Here is a 23,664-nt window from a genome sequence, read left to right on the forward strand (position 1 = left end):
CGCCGTGCTGTACGGGCTGGCGGTTATTCTGGGTTTTCTCGTTGCCGGCGAGGCAGCGAGTGACTTCCTTCATCTTCCCCTGCCGGGCACTGTTTCCGGCATGGTTCTGCTGCTCATCTGGTGCCTGATCCGCAAAGGCGCGGATGAGCGCACCGCACAGGCCGCTACGGGCCTGTTGCGTTATCTGGGTCTCTTCTTTTTGCCAGCCGGCGCCGGCGTCATGGAACTCTCTGGTCTGTTGCGCCAAGAGGGTGTGGCCATGGTCGCCGTGCTGGTGGTTTCAACCCTGGTCACATTGCTGGTTACTGCATTGATGCTGGTGTGGTTGCTCAAACGCCATCCCGCTCACAAGGACGAAACACCGTGAGTGCATGGCAGAGTCTGCAGAATTTCCCCGCGACCTGGCTAGCGCTGACCTGTGCTGCTTTTCTGCTGGCTGACTACCTCTATCTGAAGTCGGGCCGCTTTGCACTGCTAAATCCGGTTCTGGTGGGTATCGTGATTGTGATTGCCACGCTGCTTGCGTTACACGTGCCGTATGCCACGTATTTCGCTCAGGCCAGGCTTATACACTTCATGCTGGCGCCAGCCACTGTGGCGTTGGCGATCCCGCTTTACATCAATATCCAGCGCATGAAAGCCATTGCCGGGCCGTTATTGATTGCGGTCGCGGTGGGTAGTGTCACCGGTATCGTCAGTGCGGTGCTGCTGGGGCGCTGGCTGGGATTATCCATGCCGGTGCTGCTCTCGTTTGCCCCCAAGTCAGTCACGACGCCCATCGCGATGGCGCTGTCGGCACGTGCGGGGGGCTTGCCATCGCTTACGGCCGGCATTGTGATCGTGACCGGGATTTGCGCGGCCATCATGCTGGTACCGTTGTTGCGCTGGCTGCGTATTGATGATGATCGTGTGGCAGGGGTCGCGGTCGGTGTGTCCGGGCATGGCATTGGTACGGCGCGTGCGTTTCAGGTGTCTGAAATGGCGGGCGCATTTGCCGGGCTGGCGATGGGGCTCAATGGTTTGCTGACATCGCTACTGTTGCCGCTGTTGCTGGCGATCTTGCTGTAGTGCAAGCCTCAGGCCGTCTCTTCAAAATCAGAGACTGCGGGCAAGTCTGGTGGCTGATAGGCACTCAGTTGCCGTGCGGCCACTGTCTGGCGCGCATTGATTTCTTCCATGGCTTCGTCTTCCAGCTTTTGCGCCTCTTCCGCTGCAGAAAGCTCTTCGGGTGACGGGCTTTCTGGCGCCAGTGACGTGGCCATGATAATGCGTGCAGTGCGCAGGGTTTCTTCGGGAGTGCGGCCTTTGCGCAGGTTGACCTTGCGGTGGCCAAAGATGACGGAACGAGCACCGTCGGGTTCGATCATCAAATGGTGGTAAGGGGAGTCACCAGATGCAGGTTCTGAGGCAGTAGAAACGACTTCATCCTGGTTTTGTGCGTATTCCTCTTCAGGTGGAGGTCGCTCGGGGGCATGCGCGTCACGCTGGCCGTGGTGGCCACCACCATCCGGATGCGCGCGCAGTAGCGCTTCTTCCAGTGCCGCACGGGCCTGGTTCGGATTACCTCCGCCATTCTGGTCGGCTGCGTCGGCAGCCAGCGCGCTGCGCACGCTATTGGCCATGATCGGCGAAGAAGCAAAGCTGGAAGAGAGAGGTGAAACCGGCGCGTTGGCCAAGGTGTTTCCTCCTTAAACCATTGATGCAACACAGCAATTCAATTAATGAGGATTGCAGGAGTTGACAGGATGGGCCAGCCGGATCGACGAACGGTCGGTTACACCTTCAGCAAAGCTTCGCGCCCTGGCAGCCAGCGATCAAGGTGAGCCATAGCGGTCGGGCGCTGCCCCGCCAGCAAAATTTCAGCGGCTTCGCGGGCTGCATCAAGCAAGTCGGCATCCCGTTCCAGATCGGCAAACCGCAGCATGGGCACACCCGACTGGCGCACGCCAGCCAGTTCACCGGGTCCGCGCAAGTCCATATCCTGGCGAGCGATCTCGAAACCGTCTGTGTTCTCATAAATAACGCGCAAGCGAGACTTGGCGTTGTCAGATAACGGGCCGGTATAAAGCAGCACACACAAAGAGGCATGTGCGCCACGGCCAACGCGGCCACGCAACTGGTGCAACTGCGCCAGACCCATGCGCTCGGCGTGTTCAATGACCATCAGACTGGCATTGGGGACATCCACACCGACTTCGATGACCGTCGTGGCAACCAGCACCTGAATGTCATTGGTCAGGAATTGCGCCATGACGGCCGCTTTTTCATCCGGCTTCATGCGGCCATGGACCAGGCCGACCGCAATGCCGTTCAACTCCAGCGTCAGTTGTGCATGGGTGTCGACCGCAGTTTGTAGTTGCAGAGCCTCAGACTCTTCAATCAAAGGGCATACCCAGTACACCTGACGACCTTCCAGTACTTTGGCGGCGATGCGAGCGATCACTTCATCGCGGCGTGCGTCAGAAATCAGCTTGGTGACGATCGGCGTGCGACCGGGTGGCAACTCGTCAATCACGCTCACGTCCAGATCGGCATAAAAACTCATGGCCAGCGTGCGCGGGATAGGCGTTGCGGACATCATCAATTGATGCGGGCTCTGACCTTTCTCGCGCAGTGCCAGCCGTTGCGCTACGCCAAAGCGGTGTTGCTCATCAACAATCGCCAGCCCCAGATTGGCAAAGGTCACCTGGTTCTGGAACAGCGCATGGGTGCCGACAATCAGCGGTGCTGTGCCCAGCGCGGCATCTTCGAGTGCTTCACGCTTGGCTTTGGCTTTCAGGCTGCCGGCCAGCCACGCCACGCGAATACCCAAGGGTTCTAACCAGGTGGCTAGCTTGCGATAGTGTTGTTCGGCCAGGATTTCGGTCGGGGCCAGCAACGCCACCTGGTAGCCGCATTCCATGGCCTGGCAGGCTGCCAATGCCGCAACAATGGTTTTGCCGGCACCCACATCACCCTGTAACAAGCGTTGCATGGGGTGGGGCTGGGCCAGATCGTGATTGATTTCCGTCAGCACTTTTTGCTGCGCGCCGGTCAAGCCGAAGGGCAAGCTGGCCAACAGACGTCGCGCCAGATCGCCAGGTGGATTGATCACCGGCGCGTCTTTTTCACGTCGTTCGGCACGGGCCATCCTGAGGCTCAGTTGCTGCGCCAGCAATTCATCAAACTTCAGACGCCGCCATGCCGGGTGGGTGCGTTCGGTCAGTTGAATATTGGGAATATCGGTTGGCGGGTTGTGCAGCAGCAACACGCTACTGCGAAAGTCCGGTAAACCCAGCGGTTCGGTGATGTCGGGCGGCAGGGTGTCCGTGAGGCTACAACCGGATAACGCCTGGTGAACCAGCTTGGTGATCTGGTGCTGTGCCAGCCCGGCGGTAGTGGAATATACCGGTGTCAGCGCCTCATTGAGCCGGGTGCGATCAGACACACTGCGGATCTTGGGGTGCACCATTTCATCGCCCCAAAAACCGTGACGCACTTCGCCATACAAGCGCACGCGTTTGCCCACTTCAAGCTGTTTGGCCTGGCTTGGGTAGAAGTGGATAAGCCGCACCACCAGCACGCCGGTATCATCCACCACGCGTGCAACCAGTTGCCGACGCGGGCGGAACTGGACGTCACAGCTATGAACTTCGCCTTCGACCAACACCGGGCCGCCGCCAAAACCAGACTCGTTGATCGGGACGAGCTGGGTTTCGTCCTCATAACGCAATGGCAAATGCAGGACCAGATCAAACGGACGGGTCAGGCCGAGTTTGATCAGCTTTGATTTGAGGGCGGGGGCGAGTTGCGCAAAGTCCATGCTGAACGGGAAAGTGTGAGAACGCTCGTTCTGTTTGGCGCTACTTTAGCGGCTTTGCGGCAAAAACCCAAATCAGACAAGCAGCGGGACGCCCTTTGCGCAAAAGGCGCCCTTGTTATAGATCAGCCTGCGGGGTGGGCCAGCTGCGTGGCGCGCACGGAGTTCAACTGTTTGTTGATCATCTGCTGACGCTTTTCTTCCAGCTTCTTTTTGATCTCTGGCATGGCCGCCAGGGCGGCGCGTTCACCCTCCAGAATGGCCTGATTTTTCTGGTCAAAATCAGTCGGGCCGATCTGGCCGACCTTGGGACGGATCACGATATCGGCGCGCGTCAGTTCTTGCTCACCCAGCTTCTGGCCCATGATGGCGATAGACTGCGTAACGATACTGACGAGACCGGCAGGATTCTTGCCATTGGCCTTGGCCGAGATATCCACAGCAATGACAAAGTCTGCGCCCAACTGGCGCGCAGCATCGACCGGCACCGGGCTGACGACGCCGCCATCGACATAGTGTTTGCCGCTGATGAGTACTGGCTCGAACACACCTGGCACGCTGCTTGAGGCGCGTACAGCCTGACCGGTATTGCCGCGTACAAACACAATGCGATTACCGGTTTCCAGCTCTGTTGCCACTGCGGCAAACGGTTTGGGCAGTTTCTCGATCGGGCGATTGGCGACGAGCTGGTTCACGTAATCCTGCAGCTTCTGGCCTTTGACAAGACCACCCGAGAGCAAGCTGACGTCACGAACCGAAGATTGATCCAGCGCGAATGCGCGCTCTTGCAGCGCAAACGCATCCAGACCGCTGGCGTACAGGCTGCCCACCACGCTACCCGCGCTGGTGCCAGAGACCTCATCCGGCACAATGCCATTGGCTTCGAGCATCTTGATCACGCCGATATGGGCGAAGCCCTTGGCGGCACCACCGCCCAGTGCCAGCCCGACTTTGACCTTCACCGGCGGGGACGGTGGCAGCGGTGCGGGCGTGGGTGTCACCGCAACCTGCGTGGGCGGGTTGGCAGCACATGCGCCCAATAGCACGGCGGTGGCGATGAGGGCGGGCAAGGACAGGGACTGCAAGCGTTTCATGGGGTATCCAGCGATTCAACAAAAGCGCTGCGGCCATCGCAGCGCCATTTCACATCAAATTCATACAGGCGGATGCCATAAACCCGTTGCGGATCATCGGCATAAGCCGGGCGCGGGTCTTGGGCAAGTACTTCGGTAATGAGTTCAGCCAGATGCGGATGGCTGGTTTGGCACTTTGCACACTGTGTCTGCGCGGCTGGGCTGAAGATGACTTCCAACCGCTCTGGGGCGCCGCCAACAAAGCCGCTTCTGGCATCAGGCCTGCTTTCGGCGTAGGGAATATACGGCTTGATATCCAGAATGGGCGTGCCATCCACAAGGTCTACACCACGGAAGGTCAGTGTGACCTTGTCTGTTGTATCGACACCCACCAGTTCGACCAGCGACAAGCCCAGGGGATTGGGCCGAAATGGGGATCTCGTGGCAAACACGCCCACGCGCTGATTGCCACCAAGGCGCGGCGGACGCACAGTGGGGCTCCACTGGCCAGCCGTCTGGTGGAATACAAAAGTCAGCCAGACATGGCTGAAATCCTCCAGCCCGCGTACGGCTTCCGGGCGGTCATAAGGGGGGAGTAATTGCAGCGTGGCAATTGCGTGTGGGGCCAGACTGGGCTGGCGCGGAATGCCAAACTTGTCGGCAAACGGCGTACGCAGATGGCCTATGGGCGAGAAAGTATGGAGATTGTCGGTCACGGGGGGCGATTTTGCCACTGTGGCCGCGGTTTGCCCATGCGGGTGCGACATCTGGCCATAAAACAAAACAGGCCCGGTTCAGGGCCTGTTTGTTTGTCCAGGGGTAAATCTACCCCGCCTAGCGGGCACCGCCCAATACGCCAACCAGATCGTTGTAGCGGCGGTAGAGCGTTTTCTCAGTCTGTGCCGAAGCAGCAGCGCTGCTGTTTTTGTCCAGCGCCAATTGGAACAGGGCGTAGAACAGTTGCAGATCGGTCACTTCACGCAGTTGGCGGTTGCTGGAGGGCAAAAAACCGGACAGTTCATCGGCGTAGTACAGCTTTTCTTTTTCATGCGTGGCGTTGGCGCCTTTGCGGCCATAGTTCAGAAAGAACTGGCTGATCTTCTGTTGCATGGCGGGCGGCAGATCCTTGCGCATGATCAACGGATCATAGGAGAACGCTGGCGACTCCCAGATCACGCGCAGTTGCTGATAGTCACGTGGATATTTGTCGTGCAGTTTTTCAAGGTCATCGCTGTTGGTGGAGGCGACATCAGCCCGGCGATCAACCAGCGCACGAAAGTTGTCTTCGCTGGCGCCATTGCTGATCTGATTGAAAAACTGCGTAACCAGCACGTTGTTCTTGGCGAAGGCGTAGTACTGAGGGATCAGATAGTTGGCTGTGGAGTCTTGCGTCCCTGTGGCATAACGCCAATGCTTGGGCTGACGCAGTACTTCATCCAGCGAGGCCGGCCCGTCCTTGCGCGTTAACAACACAGAGCGGAACTCGGACACGCCACCGGTGAGTGCCAGCCGGGCAAAGATTTGCCCCTGTTTTTGCTCTACGCTGGTCAGTGCTGCTTGCGTACCCAGTCGCGCAATCTGGATGTGGTTCTGACCAAATTCGGACAAGAGTTCCTGCTCGGTCTTGAGTGCAACCAGTTTGACATTCTGGCCGGTGGCAGCCGACAGATCGTCCACGATAGGTTGCCAGTCTGCTTCGGCTTCTTCCACGCCGCGACTGGCCAGCACGCCCATGACAATTTCCGGGTGGGCGGCGTGCGCAGTGGCGGTCACCAGTGAGAGTACCAGGAAGAGCGCGCGCGGTGACATGACTTTAAGCCTTTGCTTATTTTCTAATAAGTGCGCGAGCTTACAAGCCGATTGTGACGATTGAATGACAAGTGGCGCGCACCGGTAAGGCGGTGTTGCGCGCTAGTCGGATGCTTTTATTTGTGTAATGACCGGAGTCAGATCATGCCGTTTATCAACATCAAGATTGCCGGTGAGCTTTCTCGTGATCAGAAGAAACAGATCGTTGAGGAAATCACCGACACCATGGGACGTGTGGCAAACAAGCCAAAGCAATATGTCATTGTGAATTTTGATGAAACCCCGGAAGAAAACTGGGGGTGGGGTGGGGCGTTGCTGGACGGGAACGGGTGACAGCCTGACCGGCCTTGTCGGTCACGCCTGGTTTTGCTATTCCGCTTGACGTGCCATGTAGAGGCGGAAATCCGGCCAGGACCGTGAAAAGTGGCCTGCGCCGGATTGGACTCTGATCTCGAACCTGACGTACTGCATGCCGGTGGTGCGCCTCACTTCCTGAACGGTACGCCCATCGCGTTTGTCATCGGGCCCTCGATGTAGTCCGCCAGTTCGTTCAAGCGTCGTTGCAGGATGACGATTTCGCCACGGCTGGCACCAGGCTGGGTGGCGTAGTTGCCAGGGAGTGCGGTGAGCGCGAGACGGGTATTGATGAGCCTTTCCTTCAGGCCATCCACAATGTCCTGATGATCCTGGGCGATCAGTACGTCGTCAAACCCCAGGCCTGACGGCGAACCCAGCAACACGTATTCAATGCCATCCACACTGGCAACCACATCTGCTTTGCTGGTCCCGGCACGCCAGCCCGGAAAAAAATCGGGCGTCGGCGATAGCTCACCTGCAGCGAGTTGGTGGGTTGCAATAGTGCGGGCACCTGTAGCGGCGTTCTTCAATGCATCAGTCAGAAAGGGTGTGTGATAGGCCGGGTTGTATTTCATGCCTTCGGCCAGCGAGTTCCACTCAAAAACAAGCGTCTGACCGCGCCGCGCCATACCGCCAGCCACCCAGCGGCCGAACTGGCAGCTTTTGCCTTTCTGTAAAGCCGGCAGCGCCGATGCCTTGCTGTCGGCGAAGAGCAGTTTTTCCAGCGCAGGCAAGCCACTGGCACCGGCCGGAAGCCGGGCAGACTCAAATACTGACTTGGGCGAGACCGGATCATCAGGCGTTGTGGCGATGGTTTTCTTGAGCAGCGCGTCATCTACGGCGGCGGCTTCGAACGTCATCATGACGTCGTGTTGACGATTGGGGCCAAGGTGGAGCGGCGCAATGCGGCTCCAGGTATTGCTCGTATTCTTCCAGGCGCTCTGGGCCGCTGCCAGGGTTGTGTCGTCCGGATTGGCGCACAGCGCATTCATGCTGCTGGCGAGTTGTGCAGTGTTGTCGGCCAGTGCGCGCTGGGCCGGCATGGCGACATCATTGAACAGGCTCTGGCTGAGATCGCTGGTCTGGGCCCCGGTCAGTTCTGCCTGGGCAGGGGAAATCAACAGCATGAGAAGACAAGGCAAGGCGGGAATGCAGTACTTCATGTCTCGATCCATCCATCATGAACCGGCGACCATCCAGTGCTTGTGGTCTATCCGTTTGTTTTATCGGTTATTCCTGCAGACTGCGCCGGCCATCATAACCTGACTGACCGCCCTCGCAAACGTCTTGCGGCTTCCTTGATTTTTGGCGCTTGTCGGGTGACACTGGCGCGCTCATAAAGTGATCTTGATGGATGCAACACCATGGCTTTTTATTTCCGCCCCGATGACGTGCCTGAACTGCAAGGGCTGACCCGCTGGGAACAACGCGTTTTGCTGCGTGGTACTTTCGTCAAAGAGCGGCTGATCTCTACCGTCGTTCTGTTGTTGGCCGTACTGGTATCAGTGCAGTTCGGGATCAACCCGGTGCTGCATGTTGTGGCACCCCAAGTCACCAACAATTCTTTCCCCTATATGGCTGTCTTGCTGGTCTGGCTGTTTGTGCTGATCTGGCTGCGTGACACCGTCATGATGAACTTCTTGCGTGGCAAGATTGCCGCGCGCCGTGCCCAACTGGCAGCCGCTGCGCCGGCCGCACCGGGAAACGAATAATGAACAAGGTTCTTGCCACGCTGGCGCTGGTCTGTGTCGTTGTCGCGCCAGCGGTCATGGCCAAGCCGCGCCCGCTGACGGTGGCGGTCGACGTCGGCCATTACCTTGATGCGCCGGGGGCCACCAGTGCCTATGGCGTCACCGAATTCACCTACAACAGCAAGCTGGCTGATGTATTGACCGAGCGCCTGCTGGCGGCCGGTTACACCGTGCGGCTGATTGGTGATGATGGCCAGAGCAAGGACCTGCAAAAACGTGCCAAAGCCGCAGAAGGCGCCGACGTGTTCGTCTCTTTGCACCACGACTCGACCCAACCCCAATTCATTCAAGAATGGGAAGTCGACGGCCAGAAGCAGAAATATTCTGATCGTACCCACGGTTTTTCCGTGTTCGTGAGCAAGATCAATCCGCAGTACACAAAGAGCCTGGCTTGCGCCAAAGCGCTGGGTGCGCAGATGAAAACCCAGGGCTTTGAGGTCAATGTCAGCCATGCGGAGAAAATCGAAGGCGAAAGCCGCGAGTGGGTCGATCAGGCCGATGGCGTTTATGCTGCGGATTTTGTTGTGTTGCGTGCCACCACCATGCCCGCACTGTTGCTCGAGTCTGGTGTGATCGTGAACCGTGACGAAGCCAAAACACTCGACCAGATCACGACCCGCAACAAGATCGCCGATGCCGTGATTGCGGCTATTGGCGATTGCATGAAGAAGTAAGCGCCCTGCAGCCGGTTTTTTGCGGGTTTTAACCCTCTCGCCGGCCCACACGCCACGCCACCTTCACGCTACAATTGGCGGTTTGCAGATTCCTCTACAGACCGACCAACAATGCGTACCTCCCAGCTTTATCTCAACACCCTGAAAGAAGCGCCTTCCGAGGCCGAACTGACTTCGCACAAGTTGATGGTGCGCGCCGGGCTGATCAAGAAGCTTGGCTCGGGCCTGTATACCTGGATGCCGCTGGGCATGCGCGTATTGCGCAAGGTCGAAGAGATTGTGCGCGACGAAATGAACGCCGCTGGCGCGCAAGAATTGCTGATGCCGACCATCCAGCCCGCTGAACTGTGGCAAGAAACCGGTCGCTGGGCTTTGTTTGGCCCGCAAATGCTCAAGATCAAGGATCGTCATGAGCGCGATTTCTGTTTTGGCCCGACCCACGAAGAAGTCATCACCGACATCGCCCGTTCCGAGCTGCGTTCCTACAAGCAATTGCCGGTGAACATGTACCAGGTGCAGGTGAAGTTCCGTGACGAAATACGCCCGCGCTTTGGCGTGATGCGTGCACGTGAATTCGTGATGAAAGACGCGTACTCGTTCGATGCTGACTTTGCCGGTCTGCAGGTGTCCTACGGCAAGATGTACACCGCGTACTCCAACATCTTTACCCGCCTGGGCCTGAAGTTCCGCGCCGTGGCTGCCGATACCGGTGCCATTGGTGGCGATGGCAGCCATGAGTTCCAGGTGCTGGCCGATGCTGGTGAAGATATCCTGGCCTACGCGCCGGATTCCGATTTTGCCGCCAACGTAGAACTGGCCGAGGCCCTGGCGCCGACCACCCCGCGCGCTGCGCCGGCAGAGGCCATGCGTGATATCGACACGCCCAAACAAACCACCTGCGAAGCCGTGGCTGAGCTGATGGGTGTTGGCATTGAGCGTACCGTGAAGTTGATTGCGCTGGTCGGTGGTGAGGCAGAAGAGTTTTTCGTTGTGCTGCTGCGTGGCGATCACACGCTGAACGAAGTGAAGTTGGCCAAGGCAGTTGGTGGCGAGTTCCGCTTTGCCACGGAGGAAGAAATCCGCGCGGTCTTCAATTGCCCGCCAGGCTTTCTCGGCCCAATTGGGCTCGATACCGACAACATTTCAGTGATCGCGGATCGCTCTGTTGCCGTGATGAGCGACTTTGTTTGCGGCGCCAACAAACCCAAGTTCCACATTGCTGGCGTGAACTTTGGCCGTGATCTGCCAGAACCCAACGCCGTGGCGGACATCCGCAATGTGGTGTCGGGCGACCCATCGCCGGACGGCAAGGGCAAACTGGAACTGTGCCGTGGTATTGAAGTCGGCCATATCTTCCAGTTGCGCACCAAGTATTCCGAAGCCATGAACGCCACTTACGTGGCGGAAGACGGCCAGCCGAAGTTCTTCGAAATGGGCTGCTATGGCATTGGTGTATCACGCATTGTGGCCGCCGCCATTGAACAAAACTACGATGAGCGCGGCATCATCTTCACCCAGGCCATGGCACCGTTTGCACTGGCTGTGGTTGCCGTTGGCTATCACCGTTCCGAGGCCGTCAAGACCGCAGCGGACCAGCTTTACGCTGACTTGAAGGCTGCAGGTGTGGATGTGCTGCTGGATGATCGCAATGAGCGCCCGGGCTCCATGTTTGCGGATATGGAACTCATCGGTATTCCGCACCGGATCACCATTGGCGACAAGGGTCTGGCGGATGGTCTTGTGGAGTATGTGGCGCGCGCGGGTGGCGAGATGCAAAAGATTGCACTGGCTGACGCTGTGAGCTTTGCCCGCAAACAACTGGCCTGATCGACACGGATCTGGCCCGATGTATCCGGCCGGTGGCGCTCAGGCGTCACCGGCCACTGTTTTTTGAGCCTCAGGATGAACAACGCGTATTACGCCGAACCGCTGGTGCTGGTGGATCTGGAAACCACCGGCGCCAATGCCACGCATGACCGGATTACCGAGATCGGCCTTGTGCAGATTGACGAGCACGGCGTGCGGTCGTGGACGTGCCTTGTGAATCCGCAGAAGAGCATCCCGCCGTTTATTCAGAGCCTGACGGGGATCAGCAATGACATGGTGGCTGACGCCCCGACGTTCGCTGAAGTCGCCCATGACCTGTTGGGTAGACTCGCCGGCCGGGTATTCATTGCTCACAATGCGCGCTTTGATTACGGTTTTCTCAAGAACGAATTCAAACGCGTTGGTATTTCGTTCCGGGCCAAAGTGCTGTGTACCGTCAAGCTCTCTCGCAAGTTATACCCGGCCGAGTACAAACACAGCCTGGATGCGCTGGTCGCCCGTCATGGGCTGGCCATGGCGGGTGATCGCCATCGCGCGCTGACTGATGCCGTGTTGCTGCAGCAATTTCTGGACGCTGCGACCCAGGATCTGGGTGCGCAGGCCGTGCAGGCCGCGATGGCGGATATGTTGCGCCAGCCGGCCTTGCCGCCGGGTATCGATCCCGCCATGGTCGATGATCTGCCGGAAACGGTGGGTGTGTATCTGTTTTATGGTGATAACGACGCGCTTTTGTATGTGGGCAAGAGCACCAATATCCGCAAGCGTGTACTGAGCCACTTTGCCGCCGATCACCGTGCCGGCAAAGAAATGCAACTGGCGCACCAACTGCGTCGCATTGACTGGCAAGAAACCGCAGGGGAACTGGGCGCGCTGTTGCTGGAGATGCAGCTGATCAAGACGCGGACACCGCTCATGAACCAGCAGCTGCGCCGCACGCGTGAGTTATGCGTTTGGCGACTGGACGAGACGGCTGCCGGCGCGCTGGTGCCCTGTCTGGTGGCGCTGGAAGAACTTGAGCCGGTGCCCACGGGCACGCGTCCTTTTGTGTTCGGACCCTATCGCAGCAAGCGTGAAGCACAGAACGTGCTAACCAAGATTGTGGAAGGCAACGGTTTGTGCCGGCAAGTGCTGGGGCTGGAAGCCAAACCGCGCTCGGGCAGCGGCCCGTGTTTTGGCGCGCAATTGCATCAGTGCCGGGGCGCTTGTGTTGGCAAAGAGCCGTTATCGGTGCACAACGCGCGGTTGTTGGCGGCGCTGGCCAAACAGACACTGACCGAATGGCCGTTCCCTGGTCCGGTCGGTCTGCGCGAGGGCAAGCATGAAGATGCGCCCATGCAGGTGGTCGATCAGTGGTGCTGGCTGGGGACGGTGAATGAGGCCAGCGAATTGGCTGATGTCCTGGCCAACCCGCGTCCGGCGTTCGATATTGATGTCTTCAAGCTGATCAAGACCGAACTCAAACGGGGTCACTACGCACTGGTCACCTTGTACTGAGTGGGCAATCAAGCGGCGCGGCTGTCGGTGGAAAGATCACTTTGCATCAGCCGGAAGGGCTCAGGCATGGCCAAACCATATCCCTGACCGAAATCCACACCCAGCCGGCGTAACTCTTCGGCGATGGCCTGGTTTTCGACGAACTCGGCCACCGTCTTCTTGCCCATCAGGTGGCCAATTTCATTGATGGCCCCGACCATCGCGCGGTCGATCGGATCATTGAGCATGTCTTTGACAAAGCCACCGTCAATCTTCAGGTAATCCACCGGCAAGTGCTTCAGATAGCCAAATGACGACATACCGGCACCGAAGTCATCCAGTGCAAATTTGCAACCCAGCGCAGAGAGTTGCTGCATGAAATGAGTGGCACGAGTCAGGCTGGCGATTGCGGCGGTCTCGGTCAACTCAAAACAAAGACGCGAGGCGTCGACACCGCTGCGGGTGATCTGGTCTAGCGCGTAGCCCAAAAAGTGTTCATCTCCAATCGATGTGCCGGAGAGATTAATGGCGCACACCGCCAGTGCCTCCAGCCCGGCACGATCGCGTGCGCTGAGTGTTTCCAGCGTATTGCGCAGCACCCAGCGGTCAATCTCGGGCATCAGGCCATAACGCTCGGCTGCCGGAATAAACGCCATGGGCGGGATGATCTCGCCATTGTCAGCGGCCAGTCGCAACAAGACTTCGACATGGCGTGCCGAAGGGCCAGGCTGCAAACGCACGACTTCCTGGGCATACAAACGGAACTGGTTTTTTTCCAGCGCGCGACGCAGCCGGTTTACCCATTCCATTTCGCCATGGCGCAGACTGACTTCGCTATCTTGCGGCGAGTACCGTTGTACCCGGTTGCGACCCTTTTCTTTGGCCATATAACAGGCCGCATCGGCCGCGCGCAGGGCCTCTTCCGGCACCATGGAGGCGTCGGCCAACTCCACCAGACCAATGCTCACGCCGACAGTGAATGACTGATTGCCAAACGAATAGGGGAAGTCCAGCACTGTCTGGCGCAAGGTTTCGCCAATCCGCAACGCAGCGTCAACCTGGCAGTTTTCCAGCAATACGCCAAACTCATCGCCGCCAATGCGCGCCAGGGTATCCGACTGGCGCAGATGCTGTTGCAGCGCGCTGGAGAGTTGGCGCAGCAACTCGTCGCCCGCAGCGTGCCCACAGGTATCGTTCACAATCTTGAATTGGTCCAGATCAAGAAACATCAGCGCATGTTCGCCCGGTCGCTGTACCAGGCGTGCATGCAGGCCCGACAAGCGCCGCTCGAATTCACGCCGGTTCACAAGGCCAGTGAGTGCGTCGTGACTGGCCTGCCAGGACAGGCTGGCGGCGTACTGGCGTTCTCGCGTGACGTCATGGAGCACCAGCACAACCCCCGCCACGCGGCCTTCGCGATCATGCACCGGAGAAATCGCCCGGTTGACCGAAATCTCGGTGCCATCGTTGCGGATGATATTGAGGTCACGCTCCAGCGGCGCAATTTCATAGTTGCGGATCTCGCCCAGCAAAGACACGGCCGCGTTTTCGTGACCTGGGTCCATGGCCTTGAACAAGGTATCAAGCGGCTGGTGCACGGCTTTATCCAGCGCGATGCCGATCATGCGCTCTGCCGCCGGGTTCATGTATTCCACCCGACCGACCGTATCGGTCGTGATCACAGCGTCGACAATGGACGCCAGCGTGACCTGGGCTTTTTCCTTCTCGCGGTGAAGCGCGGCTTCTGCAGTTTTGGCCCGGGTAATATCAGTGAATGAACCCGCCATGCGTACCGGATTGCCGGCGTCGTCAAAAAATGCCCGACCTCGCACCCGGAACCAGCGGTAAGCACTTTCAAACGCCTGGCCAGTCCGTACGCGATATTCAATATCGTGGGGTTCGCCGTCATTGAAGTGACGGCGGTGTGCATTGAGAATGACGTTTTTGTCTTCCGGGTGGACGCGAGCCAGCCAGGCATCAGCCCGGTTGGGCAGTTCTTCATCGGTAACGCCCAGTAAATGCCGGAAGCGTGGGGAGAACCAGGCGTGACCGGTCAGAAGGTCCCAGTCCCAAATGCCATCGTTACTACCGCCCACGGCACGCTGAAAGCGGGCTTCGCTAGCGCGTAAAGCTTCTTCAGCCTGGTTGCGTTGATCCAGAAAACGCGCAGTCCGGCGCAACGCCAGATAAACCAGCAATACAGCGGCTAGCAGATAAGCAATCGCGATCCAGGTGCCTGTCATGCGCAGGCCGATGGCGATGCTCTCAGAGAACTCGCGCTCAATCGGGGTCAGTTTTTTGTTGATGTTCTGGATCGCCGTGCGGATCTGCAAGATTCGGGCAGCTTGCAGATCACCCTGATTGGCGTGGGTATGCAATTCCTCAGCCAATCGTTGTAGCTGGGCCAGGTAGTCGTCGCCTTGGGCCCACAGTTCAATTGACCGGTTTACAAATGGCACATGACGGAAATTGCGGAACAACCGGATCATGCCAGGGATGTCTTCCGGCAGGATGCCACCGGCCAGCAAACCTTCCCGCGCGGTGTAAAGATCAGGCTCGCTGATATCCAGTGCACGGCGGGCGCGTTCGTCCCCTTGTGGAATGGCCAGGGCAGTCAGATAGGCTTGATACTCACGTTCATCCAGCGTGGAGGCGTAGCGATCCAGAAAATAAATCGCATCTTTCTGCCCTTTGGACCACAAGCTTTCCCCGCCGACAAACGCGCGCCCCGCCGAAAGAATATCCAGACACGCCCATTGCAGCAGCACCAGCAGCGAGACAATGAGCATGTAAGGCCAGGCGATCGGCAAAATACGCTTGATGTAGATCCAGCGCGAAACGGGCATGGCGACTTCATTCCTCCACAGCGCTCAGGTTGAGCTGGTGACAGGGCGGCGATTGGACGGGCTTGGCACTATGCTTGCTGCCTACTTACGGTCGCACATAAGAAATCCATTGAATACTAGCCGGTTTTTGATATGCGAAATGCAAATACCCGGTTAGTGGTGCAGTTCCGTAACATTTTGTGGACGGTGATACGGCTCACCCCCTTGTGCATGCTGTTACAAGAGCGGTCGTCGGCGCTTTTTTCACATCCGTTATTGGAGTGTGAATCTCATAAGGAGAGGCCGATGAAAACTGTTCTGATCATGATAGGACTGGTTGCCGGGCTGGCCGGCTGTATGGTGGTGCCCGCAGGGCCGCCGCCGCGCGCCTATGTACGAGCCCCGGTCGTTGTTGAACCGGCTCCGGTGATCGTGGCGCCGGCGCCTTGTTGCTGGCACCGGTACTGAGGGGAGGGTGCATCATGAAATGGCTACTTGCCCTGATGATGGTCGCACTCCTTGCCGGGTGTGTTGTCGTGCCTGCCCCCATTTACGTGCCGGTACATCATGGATACTGGCGTTGATGCTTGGGCTGATGATCCACCCAATAAAAAAGCGGCCTTCGCGGCCGCTTTTTTTATTGGATAGATGCCCGAGCTCAGGCAAACAGTTTTTTGATGTCGTCGCCCGCAGTGACGACAAATTTCTTGTCGGTCGGCTGGATCGCCTTGCCATCGAAATACTCAACCCGATACAGCGTACCGAACGAGAAGCTTGGCGCGGCTTCACCCTGGCCACCGACGACTTCAGCGCCACGGCGTACGTTGTCGGCCATCCAGCCCGGCAGACGCAGGTGGTACGGGTTGCGCTCCACTTCACCCACATGACAAGACAATGCAGTGATCAGATCGGCGGTGTCCTGAATATTGGTTTCGATCAGCGTGTTGGGCTTGTCCATCTGGCGCCAGAACTCACTATTGGCCACGTAGCAGGCATGGCCAATGCTGGCCAGCGCATCCATGGTCAGATAATGCGTACCAATGTGAGCGGAGTGGTAGTCGTTATCGTTCGGGAACACACACACAGCAGGTTTGTACTCCTGGATCAGCGCGGCGATCACGGCGACTTTCTCCGCCCATTCTGCGGGGGCGCCATCACGGGTTTTGGTCGACACATTACCCAGACCGCCTGGAATGGTCTCGCGCAGCGAGAACCCAAGATACTGGCAGGCGTTTGAGAGTTCGACCCAACGCGGTTGCTTGCGGGCAGCGTTAGAACCCTGCGTCACTGCGACGTTAACGACGTGGTAGCCGGCTTCGCGGGCAAGACGCAGCGGCAGTGCGCCGATAATGCATTCGTCATCCGGGTGCGGGGCGAAGATCATGACCACCGGCGCACCGGCTTTGGCGGTAGAGGCCGCCGGGTTCAAGCCATCCAGCGAGCTGTACAGCGGCGCGTCTTTTTTCTGAAGTAGCGCGTCGTGCGCTTTGACGAGTTCGAGGTATGCCTGACTCATTGTTGTTTCCATCCTTTTTTACGTGGTTTCGTGCCGCGTCCCAGTTGCACTGTGGGTGGTGCCTGCGGCGCAACAGGTCGAGTATAGGCGCTCCAGCGCGCCCGCTCAAAGTCCTGTATGACGCTGGCAAAAGGGCATAATGCCGGTTAAACCGCAGAACAGATCAAACAATAAATCTTATGCAGACACTGAAATACTTCCATCATGCCATCTGGGTCAGCGTTGTCGGGCTGGCTATTGCCGCTGCACTGGGCGGTAGTGCCGGTTTGTGGGCGGCGTTCAATCTGGCGTTGCTGGAAACCAGCTTGAGTTTTGACAATGCGGTGGTCAATGCCAGCATTTTGCGCCACTGGGATAAACGCTGGCAGCAGCGTTTTCTGGTGTGGGGCATGATCGTCGCCGTCTTTGGCATGCGCGTGCTGTTCCCTCTGGTCATTGTCGCGATCATCGCGCATGCATCACCGCTGCCTGGGCCGTTCTCTGTGTATGAATGGATTACCAGCGGCCAATGGCCCGCCAACGATGTCCTGACCATGGCCATCGTTGCGCCACACCGTTACGCCGACACCTTGCAGTCAGCACATATTGAGGTCATGGCATTTGGCGGGACGTTCCTCCTGCAGGTGTTCTGGCATTTCTTTTTGAATCAGAACAAGGAAAGCCACTGGCTGCGCCCGCTGGAACGGGCCATGCAGAAGCTGGGGCGACTGGAAATGGCTGGCGTCGTGCTGACCTTGCTGATTTTGCTGGCGCTGGCTGCGTCGCTGCCGTTGCCCGAGGCCTGGCGTTTGTTGCTGGCGGGGATATGGGGCTTGATTGCGTATACGGTCGTCAACGGCATCAGCGCGTTGATGGGTTCAGATAGCAGTGTGGTGCGCGCCGGCTGGGGCGGGTTTATCTACCTGGAACTACTGGACGCATCATTCAGCTTTGATGGCGTGCTGGGCGCTTTCGCGCTGACGCGCAATATCTTCCTGATTGCCATCGGTCTTGGCATTGGCGCCATGTTCGTGCGCAGTTTCACGCTGATGCTGGTGGACAAAGGCACGCTGTCCGAATTGCGCTACCTGGAGCACGGTGCGTTCTGGGCGATTGGTGCCCTGGCCGTCGTGATGTTGATTGCCCCGATTGCAGAAGTACCTGATGCAGCCACCGGCGGGATCGCTGCTGTTTTGATTATTCTGGCAGCACTGCATTCCTGGCATGCCAACCGGCGGGACCGCAAGGCTGGCGCCGCAAAGCCGTGAGGCAACGCGGCGCAACTGTCAGATTCTGATGCTGATGATCAGCCCTGCGCCATCAACGCCTGCACTTCTGCCATCGTCGGTGCATAGGCGCCGTGTTGGCGGCAAACCGTTGCCGCTGCTGCAGCAGCCGTATCAATATGCGTTTGCAATGGTGCATCGGGGTGGTTCAATACACTGGCAATCCACCCGCCCATGCTGGCATCGCCTGCACCGACGGTATCTGCCACCTCTACCTTGTACACCGGCCGGCTGGCTTCCCCGTGCGGGGTCAGTAGCGTCATGCCGTCGCCACCCTTGGTCAGCAATACCCAGGCATCGGGTGCCCAGGCCCGCAGAATATCCAGCGCGCCGTTGACGGTTTTACCGGGGAACAGGTGCTGCAGGTCTTCGTCAGAGACCTTGATGTAATCCGCCAGTTCGCTCATGCGTTGCAGTGTGGCGCGGTAGCCCGGGTCTTCCATCAGGTTGCGATAGTTGGGGTCAAAGCAGATGCGCTTGCCCAGAGCCTTGATCTGTTCTGCCGTGTTGACCAGCTTGCCGGCCAGCGGCTGGCGCACGAGGCTGATGCAACCAAAGTGGGCGATCTCCAGGTCGTTCATCCAGTTATGCGGAAACTGGTCGAAATCCAGATGTTGATCGGCACTGTCATTGCCAATAAAGAAGTAACGTGGCGGGTGCTTGGATGGCACCATGGCCAGGAATGGCGGCCGATCGACTTGCTGCATGAAACGCATGTCCAGCCCCGATTCGCGAGCCAGACGGACCAGATCATCGCCGAAATTATCTGCGCTGACCGAGCCCGCATACGTCGTGGCCAGCCCCAGGCGCGAGGAGACACGCGCCACGTTCCAGCAAGAGCCGCCTGGTACGGCACGCCACAGGCCATCGCCTTCTGAAATGAAGTCGGTCAGTGCTTCGCCAAATACGACAAATTTCGGATTCATTGCCTTTGTTCCAGAAAAATCGATGGGAATGGCCGGCGTGCGCCGGAAATGCTGAGCATTATCCCAGTGCGCGAGCATTTGCGGTGATCGGGTTTATACCGTAGCGTCTGGCAGTGTGCGCTGATGCAGTGCGTCGATGGGGGAGAGCATGGCCCCGAACGCATCGGCGGTGATGGGGCGGCTGAGCAAATAACCCTGTACCGAGTCGATACCGGCCAGTTCCAGGAACGCCAGTTGCTCTGGGGTCTCGACGCCTTCGGCCAGCACCTTCATGCCCAGTGTTTTCCCCAGGCCAATAATGGCCAGGACAATGGCTTCGTCATTCGGGTCAGTGGACAGATCCCGCACAAAACTCTGATCTACCTTGAGTTTGTCGAAGGCGAAACGCTTGAGGTAGGACAGGCTGGAGTACCCGGTACCAAAATCATCAATCGACAATTTGACGCCCAGCTTTTTGAGCCGGTGCAACGCCATTGTCACCTGCTCGCCTTCTTGCATGATGACCGACTCGGTGACCTCCAGCTCCAGGTATTGCGCGTCCAGACCGGCATCGGCCAGCGCCTCCGCGACGATTTCCGGCAGATTGGGCTGATGCAGTTGCAGCGGTGAAAGATTGACCGCAATGGTGATGGGCGGCAAGCCGGCCGCTTGCCAGCGACCCGCCTGGCGTACAGCGCTTTGCAAGACCCAGGTACCCAGTGCAACGATCATGCGTGAGTCTTCGGCAATCGGGATAAAGCGTGAGGGAGAAATCAACCCGTGCTCAGGATGTTGCCAACGGATCAGGGCTTCCGCGCCGATGATCTGATGATCCGGCAGGCTGACCTGTGGCTGGTAATGCAGCTTGAATTGTTCGTTGTGAAGCGCCATGCGCATGCTGCTTTCCAGTTGCAGGCGCTCGGATGCCCGCGCGTTCAGATCGGCGGTGAAGAACTGGAAATTATTGCGGCCATTGGCCTTGGCCTGATACATGGCGACATCGGCATTGCGTACCAGGACGTCCGGGCTTTCGGCATCGGTGGGATAGACGCTGATGCCGATGGAGGTTGAGGTCGCAAAGCTGCCGGCTTCCAGTTCAAACGGATCAGAAAACACGGCCAGAATGTGGGAGGCTACGTCGGTGACTTGTTCCGTGCTCTTTACATCTGTCAGTACCACCACAAATTCATCGCCGCCCAACCGCGCCAGGATGTCGGATCGCCGCACCGTACCGCGCAAGCGCTGCGCGACTTGCTTGAGCACCTCGTCACCTGCAGCGTGCCCCAGCGAATCATTCACCGTTTTGAAACGATCCAGATCAAGGAACAAGACGGCCAGCAGGTGTCCGCGGCGCTCTGCCGAGGCAATCGAAAGCCGGAGTTCGTCACGCAACAGATTGCGGTTGGCAAGACGTGTCACCGGATCAAAATTGGCCAGTTCAGTAATGCGGTCTTGTGCCTGTTTGCGTTCGGTGATGTCCGTGACCGTTCCGATCAGCCGCGTAGGGCTGCCACTTTCGTCGTGTTCGACCAAGCGGCCGCGGCATTGGAACCAGTGGTACTGGCCGTGGCGTGTGCGGCGACGGTATTCGATGGCAAATTGCGCAGCGGCACCATTGTAATAACTGCGCAGTGCGTCGAGCACGTCTTCGCGGTCATCCGGATGGAGCTGGTTTTTCCATTTCTCGAACGTTTCGATCATCTCGCCGGGTTCGTAGCCCAGTAGACGGTCGTATTCCGGGCTGGTTACGGCAGGTGTGCGGCCATCAAGTGGCATGTCAAACAGGCCGGTCGCGGAGGCTTCCAGCGCAAGGCGCAATTGCTGCTCGCTGCGCACAATGGCCTGTTCGGCCAGGCGTCGCTCCGAGATATCCCGCACGACGGCACAGTTGTATTCCTCGCCTTTGAAGACGATGTAATTGGAATACACCTCGATCGGGAACACCTGACCCGTGCGGGTGCGCAGCATGCTTTCTTCCACCAGATGCTTATGGCGTGACAGGCGTTCCCAGAATTTGGGCCAGACATCACCGCGAATGGCCGGGTTAATGTCAGACAACCGCATATTGCGCAGCGTCTGTTCTGTATAACCCAGTCGCTGGCAGGCAATGGTGTTCACGTAACAGATGCGCCCATTGCGATCCAGCCAGACAGCCATGTCGGCACCGCGCTCCACGGCGGCTTTGGTCAGGTAGAGATCAAACTCGGCTTTTTCCAGTCGAGTGAGTTGGCGAAGTACATAAAACAACAACAGTGCACCGGCGGCGATCATCAGCAACACGATCAGACCATTGACCAGAATGGAGCGCTGCCAGGCGGTTAGCACGGTTTGCTGATTCATGCCTACGGCAACACCCAGCGGCCACTTGTCGACACGCTGCCAGCCGTAAATCAATGTCTGGTGATCAACCGGGCTGGTCTCCGTCATGGTGCCACCCGTACCGTGGCTGAAGACCTGATCGAAAAACCGCATGAATGAGATATCGCGCCCGATCTCCGCCTCATTGCGTGGATAGCGCAGCAGCAAAATGCCATCGTTACGGAACAGGCGGATCGTCAGGTGGCTGGTTTGTTCGTTCTGATAAAAACGGTAGAAAAGGTCCGGGCTCAGCGCAGCGACAATCACGGCGGCCGTGACGCCATGCGCGCCTTCCAGATTGCCGACCAGGGGCACCACATTTTGATCGCTGGCCGGATCGGGCTGTTGTTCGGCCACATACCAGGGTAGGCCGGGTTGCACGCTAACCAGCCGGAAATACCGCATTTGTGACACGTTGCGCGGCGGCACGGCCGGCATGGCAGAGGAAGCCAGCAAGTCACCGTTGGGTGCAATCAGGGTCAGGCTGGTAACTTGCGGGAAACGGGAGGCGACGCGCTTGAGTTCATTGTGCAGACAGCTTTGATCGTTGCTGCTCAGGCATGCCTTGATTTGTGGCGTGTCGCGAACCATTTGCAGCGACTCGGCCGCCGCATCGGCAGTGCGCCCGACGTGTTCTTCCAGTGCGCGGGCAAGCGTCAGCATCTGTTGCTGTGCGGCACCGATCCGGTCCAGATAACTCTGGTAAATGGACCAGCCGATGACACAAAGTGTCAGCAACAGAACGAGTAAAAACAAAGAAATCAGGATGCGCCTGATTTGACCAAATGATTGGCCCGCATCCTGCTCTTGCGAAGTTTTGGGCCGCTGCACCAGCAAAATTCTCAAAAACAAGGATGCTCATTTTTGAGTCAATTGCTGTCAGTTGGCAACGCGAAGTCGGATGGAAGAGACACTTCTGACGACCGTTTAGGCCTTTACCTGACAGAAGCCGATTAACGGGCGATGACCGCTTGCAGATTGTGTTCGCCTGTCAGCTTCTCAGCGGCAGCCAGGGCTGTGGCGCGATCCGGATAGGGTCCAAGACGCACCCGGTGGATGCTCCCGGCAGACTGGATATTGAGCCTGGCGATGTCACCATCCAGATCACGCGCCCAGTGATCGCGGAAATTCTCTGCATTGGCGCGGGAGCCAAATGCGCCCAGTTGCAAGTACACGCCGGCTGCCGTCATGGTGACGGGCACCGGTTGCGGTTTCTCTACCTGCATTGGGGCTGGCGCGGGTAAAGGCAGGCTGGTGGCGACCGGCGCTGCATCAGCCAGCGGAGTGGTGACCACTGCGGCTGCAGCTGGCGCAGCGGCCAGTTGCGGCATATCACTGGGAACAGGCTCGCCTGGCGTCAGGCTTTCGACCACGACATCGGTGCTGCCATTCATGGCATAACCCAGACGGCATGCGGCCAGGAATGACAGATCCATCACCCGGCCTTTCTTGAACGGGCCGCGATCATTTACCCGTACCACCACGCTGCGGCCATTTTTCAGGTTGGTGACCCGCGCGTAGCTGGGAATCGGCAGGATGGGGGAGGCGGCGGTCATGGTGTACATGTCGTAGACCTCACCGCTGGATGTTTTCTGGCCGTGAAATTTGCGGCCGTACCAGGACGCAATTCCCTGTTGTTTGAGTCCGCCGGGCGCTTTTAACGGCGTAAAACTCTGCCCCAGCACGGTATACGGGTTATTGGCGAAGCGATTCAGCGCTTCGGCGCGCGGGACAGGCTCGGGGACATAATCCACCCAGGCGGGCAAGGTCTCATGGGGACCATCGTCCAGATAAAACTGGCCAGAACCTGGCGCGCCGGCCGTATAGGCGCAATGGTAGGGCGAGGCGGTGCTGGATAGCTGCGCTGGCGCTGCTTCAGTCGATTGCGGCAGATTGCCGCCCGTACCCTGAACCGGGGCTGGCGAACGCGGTGCGGTGCTACATGCGGCCAGCACAGCCGCAGTGGCGGCCAGTGTGATGCGTTTAAGCCAGGTAAGGGTATTCGGGGTAAAGCGCACGCCAGACTCCAGAT

20 protein-coding genes are annotated in these 23,664 nt (G+C 58.5%); 9 read left to right on the top strand and 11 right to left on the bottom strand.

Annotation, left to right across the window (positions count from 1 at the left end; genetic code table 11):
- The first annotated feature begins 4 nt into the window (after nt 1-4).
- Complete coding sequence (locus tag IEX44_RS12500) at nt 5-367, top strand: CidA/LrgA family protein (RefSeq protein ID WP_188694130.1); 363 nt, start codon at nt 5-7, stop codon at nt 365-367.
- Nucleotides 364-1,068: an LrgB family protein gene (locus tag IEX44_RS12505; protein WP_188694134.1), complete on the top strand. Its 705-nt coding sequence runs from the start codon at nt 364-366 to the stop codon at nt 1,066-1,068. Before IEX44_RS12500 ends, IEX44_RS12505 begins: the two co-directional genes overlap by 4 nt.
- 8 nt (nt 1,069-1,076) lie before the next feature.
- Here IEX44_RS12505 and IEX44_RS12510 read toward each other — a convergent pair whose 3' ends face one another.
- From IEX44_RS12510 to phnD, 5 genes are all read right to left on the bottom strand, one after another.
- On the bottom strand, nt 1,077-1,676 hold the full coding sequence (locus IEX44_RS12510; RefSeq protein WP_188694136.1) for a hypothetical protein: 600 nt from the start codon (nt 1,674-1,676) through the stop codon (nt 1,077-1,079).
- Between the two features lie 98 nt (nt 1,677-1,774).
- Nucleotides 1,775-3,802 carry an ATP-dependent DNA helicase RecG gene (gene recG, locus IEX44_RS12515; protein WP_188694139.1) on the bottom strand — a complete coding sequence of 676 codons (2,028 nt, stop codon included), beginning with the start codon at nt 3,800-3,802 and terminating at the stop codon, nt 1,775-1,777.
- A gap of 122 nt (nt 3,803-3,924) precedes the next feature.
- A complete protein-coding gene (locus IEX44_RS12520) occupies nt 3,925-4,893 on the bottom strand; it encodes a patatin-like phospholipase family protein (RefSeq protein ID WP_188694142.1) in 969 nt (322 codons plus the stop codon).
- The gene (gene tsaA, locus IEX44_RS12525) at nt 4,890-5,588 is read right to left on the bottom strand and encodes a tRNA (N6-threonylcarbamoyladenosine(37)-N6)-methyltransferase TrmO (RefSeq protein ID WP_229679040.1); all 699 of its coding nucleotides are present in this window, start codon (nt 5,586-5,588) and stop codon (nt 4,890-4,892) included. Before tsaA ends, IEX44_RS12520 begins: the two co-directional genes overlap by 4 nt.
- Nucleotides 5,589-5,706: 118 nt before the next feature.
- Complete coding sequence (phnD, locus tag IEX44_RS12530) at nt 5,707-6,681, bottom strand: phosphate/phosphite/phosphonate ABC transporter substrate-binding protein (protein ID WP_188694150.1); 975 nt, start codon at nt 6,679-6,681, stop codon at nt 5,707-5,709.
- Nucleotides 6,682-6,825: 144 nt separating this feature from the next.
- On the opposite strand from phnD, the gene IEX44_RS12535 reads away from it, so the two are divergent.
- Entirely contained in the window at nt 6,826-7,014 is a 189-nt protein-coding gene (locus tag IEX44_RS12535; protein WP_188694154.1) for a tautomerase family protein, read from the top strand.
- A 152-nt stretch (nt 7,015-7,166) separates the two neighbouring features.
- On the opposite strand, the gene IEX44_RS12540 is transcribed toward IEX44_RS12535, so the two are convergent.
- A complete protein-coding gene (locus IEX44_RS12540; RefSeq protein ID WP_229679042.1) occupies nt 7,167-8,165 on the bottom strand; it encodes an imelysin family protein in 999 nt (332 codons plus the stop codon).
- A gap of 237 nt (nt 8,166-8,402) precedes the next feature.
- Here IEX44_RS12540 and IEX44_RS12545 point away from each other — a divergent pair, with 237 nt between their 5' ends.
- The 4 genes from IEX44_RS12545 to IEX44_RS12560 all read left to right on the top strand — a co-directional run bounded on the left by IEX44_RS12545 (nt 8,403) and on the right by IEX44_RS12560 (nt 12,784).
- Nucleotides 8,403-8,750 (top strand): hypothetical protein, encoded by a 348-nt coding sequence (locus IEX44_RS12545; protein WP_188694161.1) that lies wholly within the window; start codon nt 8,403-8,405, stop codon nt 8,748-8,750.
- Nucleotides 8,750-9,463 (top strand): N-acetylmuramoyl-L-alanine amidase family protein, encoded by a 714-nt coding sequence (locus tag IEX44_RS12550; RefSeq protein WP_188694164.1) that lies wholly within the window; start codon nt 8,750-8,752, stop codon nt 9,461-9,463. Before IEX44_RS12545 ends, IEX44_RS12550 begins: the two co-directional genes overlap by 1 nt.
- Before the next feature lie 111 nt (nt 9,464-9,574).
- On the top strand, nt 9,575-11,290 hold the full coding sequence (locus IEX44_RS12555) for a proline--tRNA ligase (RefSeq protein WP_188694167.1): 1,716 nt from the start codon (nt 9,575-9,577) through the stop codon (nt 11,288-11,290).
- 75 nt (nt 11,291-11,365) lie between these two features.
- The gene (locus IEX44_RS12560; protein WP_188694169.1) at nt 11,366-12,784 is read left to right on the top strand and encodes a 3'-5' exonuclease family protein; all 1,419 of its coding nucleotides are present in this window, start codon (nt 11,366-11,368) and stop codon (nt 12,782-12,784) included.
- 8 nt (nt 12,785-12,792) lie between these two features.
- Here IEX44_RS12560 and IEX44_RS12565 read toward each other — a convergent pair whose 3' ends face one another.
- Complete coding sequence (locus tag IEX44_RS12565) at nt 12,793-15,609, bottom strand: EAL domain-containing protein (RefSeq protein WP_188694172.1); 2,817 nt, start codon at nt 15,607-15,609, stop codon at nt 12,793-12,795.
- 336 nt (nt 15,610-15,945) lie between these two features.
- Between IEX44_RS12565 and IEX44_RS21325 the strand changes: the two genes are divergently transcribed.
- Nucleotides 15,946-16,056 carry a hypothetical protein gene (locus tag IEX44_RS21325; protein WP_373287794.1) on the top strand — a complete coding sequence of 37 codons (111 nt, stop codon included), beginning with the start codon at nt 15,946-15,948 and terminating at the stop codon, nt 16,054-16,056.
- Nucleotides 16,057-16,246: 190 nt separating this feature from the next.
- Here IEX44_RS21325 and IEX44_RS12570 read toward each other — a convergent pair whose 3' ends face one another.
- The gene (locus tag IEX44_RS12570) at nt 16,247-17,104 is read right to left on the bottom strand and encodes a PIG-L deacetylase family protein (RefSeq protein WP_188694175.1); all 858 of its coding nucleotides are present in this window, start codon (nt 17,102-17,104) and stop codon (nt 16,247-16,249) included.
- A gap of 179 nt (nt 17,105-17,283) precedes the next feature.
- On the opposite strand from IEX44_RS12570, the gene IEX44_RS12575 reads away from it, so the two are divergent.
- Nucleotides 17,284-18,351 carry a DUF475 domain-containing protein gene (locus IEX44_RS12575; protein WP_188694177.1) on the top strand — a complete coding sequence of 356 codons (1,068 nt, stop codon included), beginning with the start codon at nt 17,284-17,286 and terminating at the stop codon, nt 18,349-18,351.
- 38 nt (nt 18,352-18,389) lie between these two features.
- Here the strand turns inward: IEX44_RS12575 and IEX44_RS12580 are convergent, their stop codons facing one another.
- The 3 genes from IEX44_RS12580 to IEX44_RS12590 all read right to left on the bottom strand — a co-directional run bounded on the left by IEX44_RS12580 (nt 18,390) and on the right by IEX44_RS12590 (nt 23,650).
- Nucleotides 18,390-19,295 (bottom strand): carbohydrate kinase family protein, encoded by a 906-nt coding sequence (locus tag IEX44_RS12580; protein WP_188694180.1) that lies wholly within the window; start codon nt 19,293-19,295, stop codon nt 18,390-18,392.
- A gap of 93 nt (nt 19,296-19,388) precedes the next feature.
- Nucleotides 19,389-22,370, bottom strand: coding sequence for a bifunctional diguanylate cyclase/phosphodiesterase (locus IEX44_RS12585; protein ID WP_229679044.1), 2,982 nt, complete (start codon nt 22,368-22,370; stop codon nt 19,389-19,391).
- Nucleotides 22,371-22,585: 215 nt separating this feature from the next.
- Nucleotides 22,586-23,650, bottom strand: a complete 1,065-nt coding sequence (locus IEX44_RS12590; protein ID WP_188694186.1) for a septal ring lytic transglycosylase RlpA family protein — start codon at nt 23,648-23,650, stop codon at nt 22,586-22,588.
- Nucleotides 23,651-23,664: the final 14 nt, after the last annotated feature.

This window comes from Silvimonas amylolytica, from assembly GCF_014645555.1.
GTDB classification, from domain to species: domain Bacteria; phylum Pseudomonadota; class Gammaproteobacteria; order Burkholderiales; family Chitinibacteraceae; genus Silvimonas; species Silvimonas amylolytica.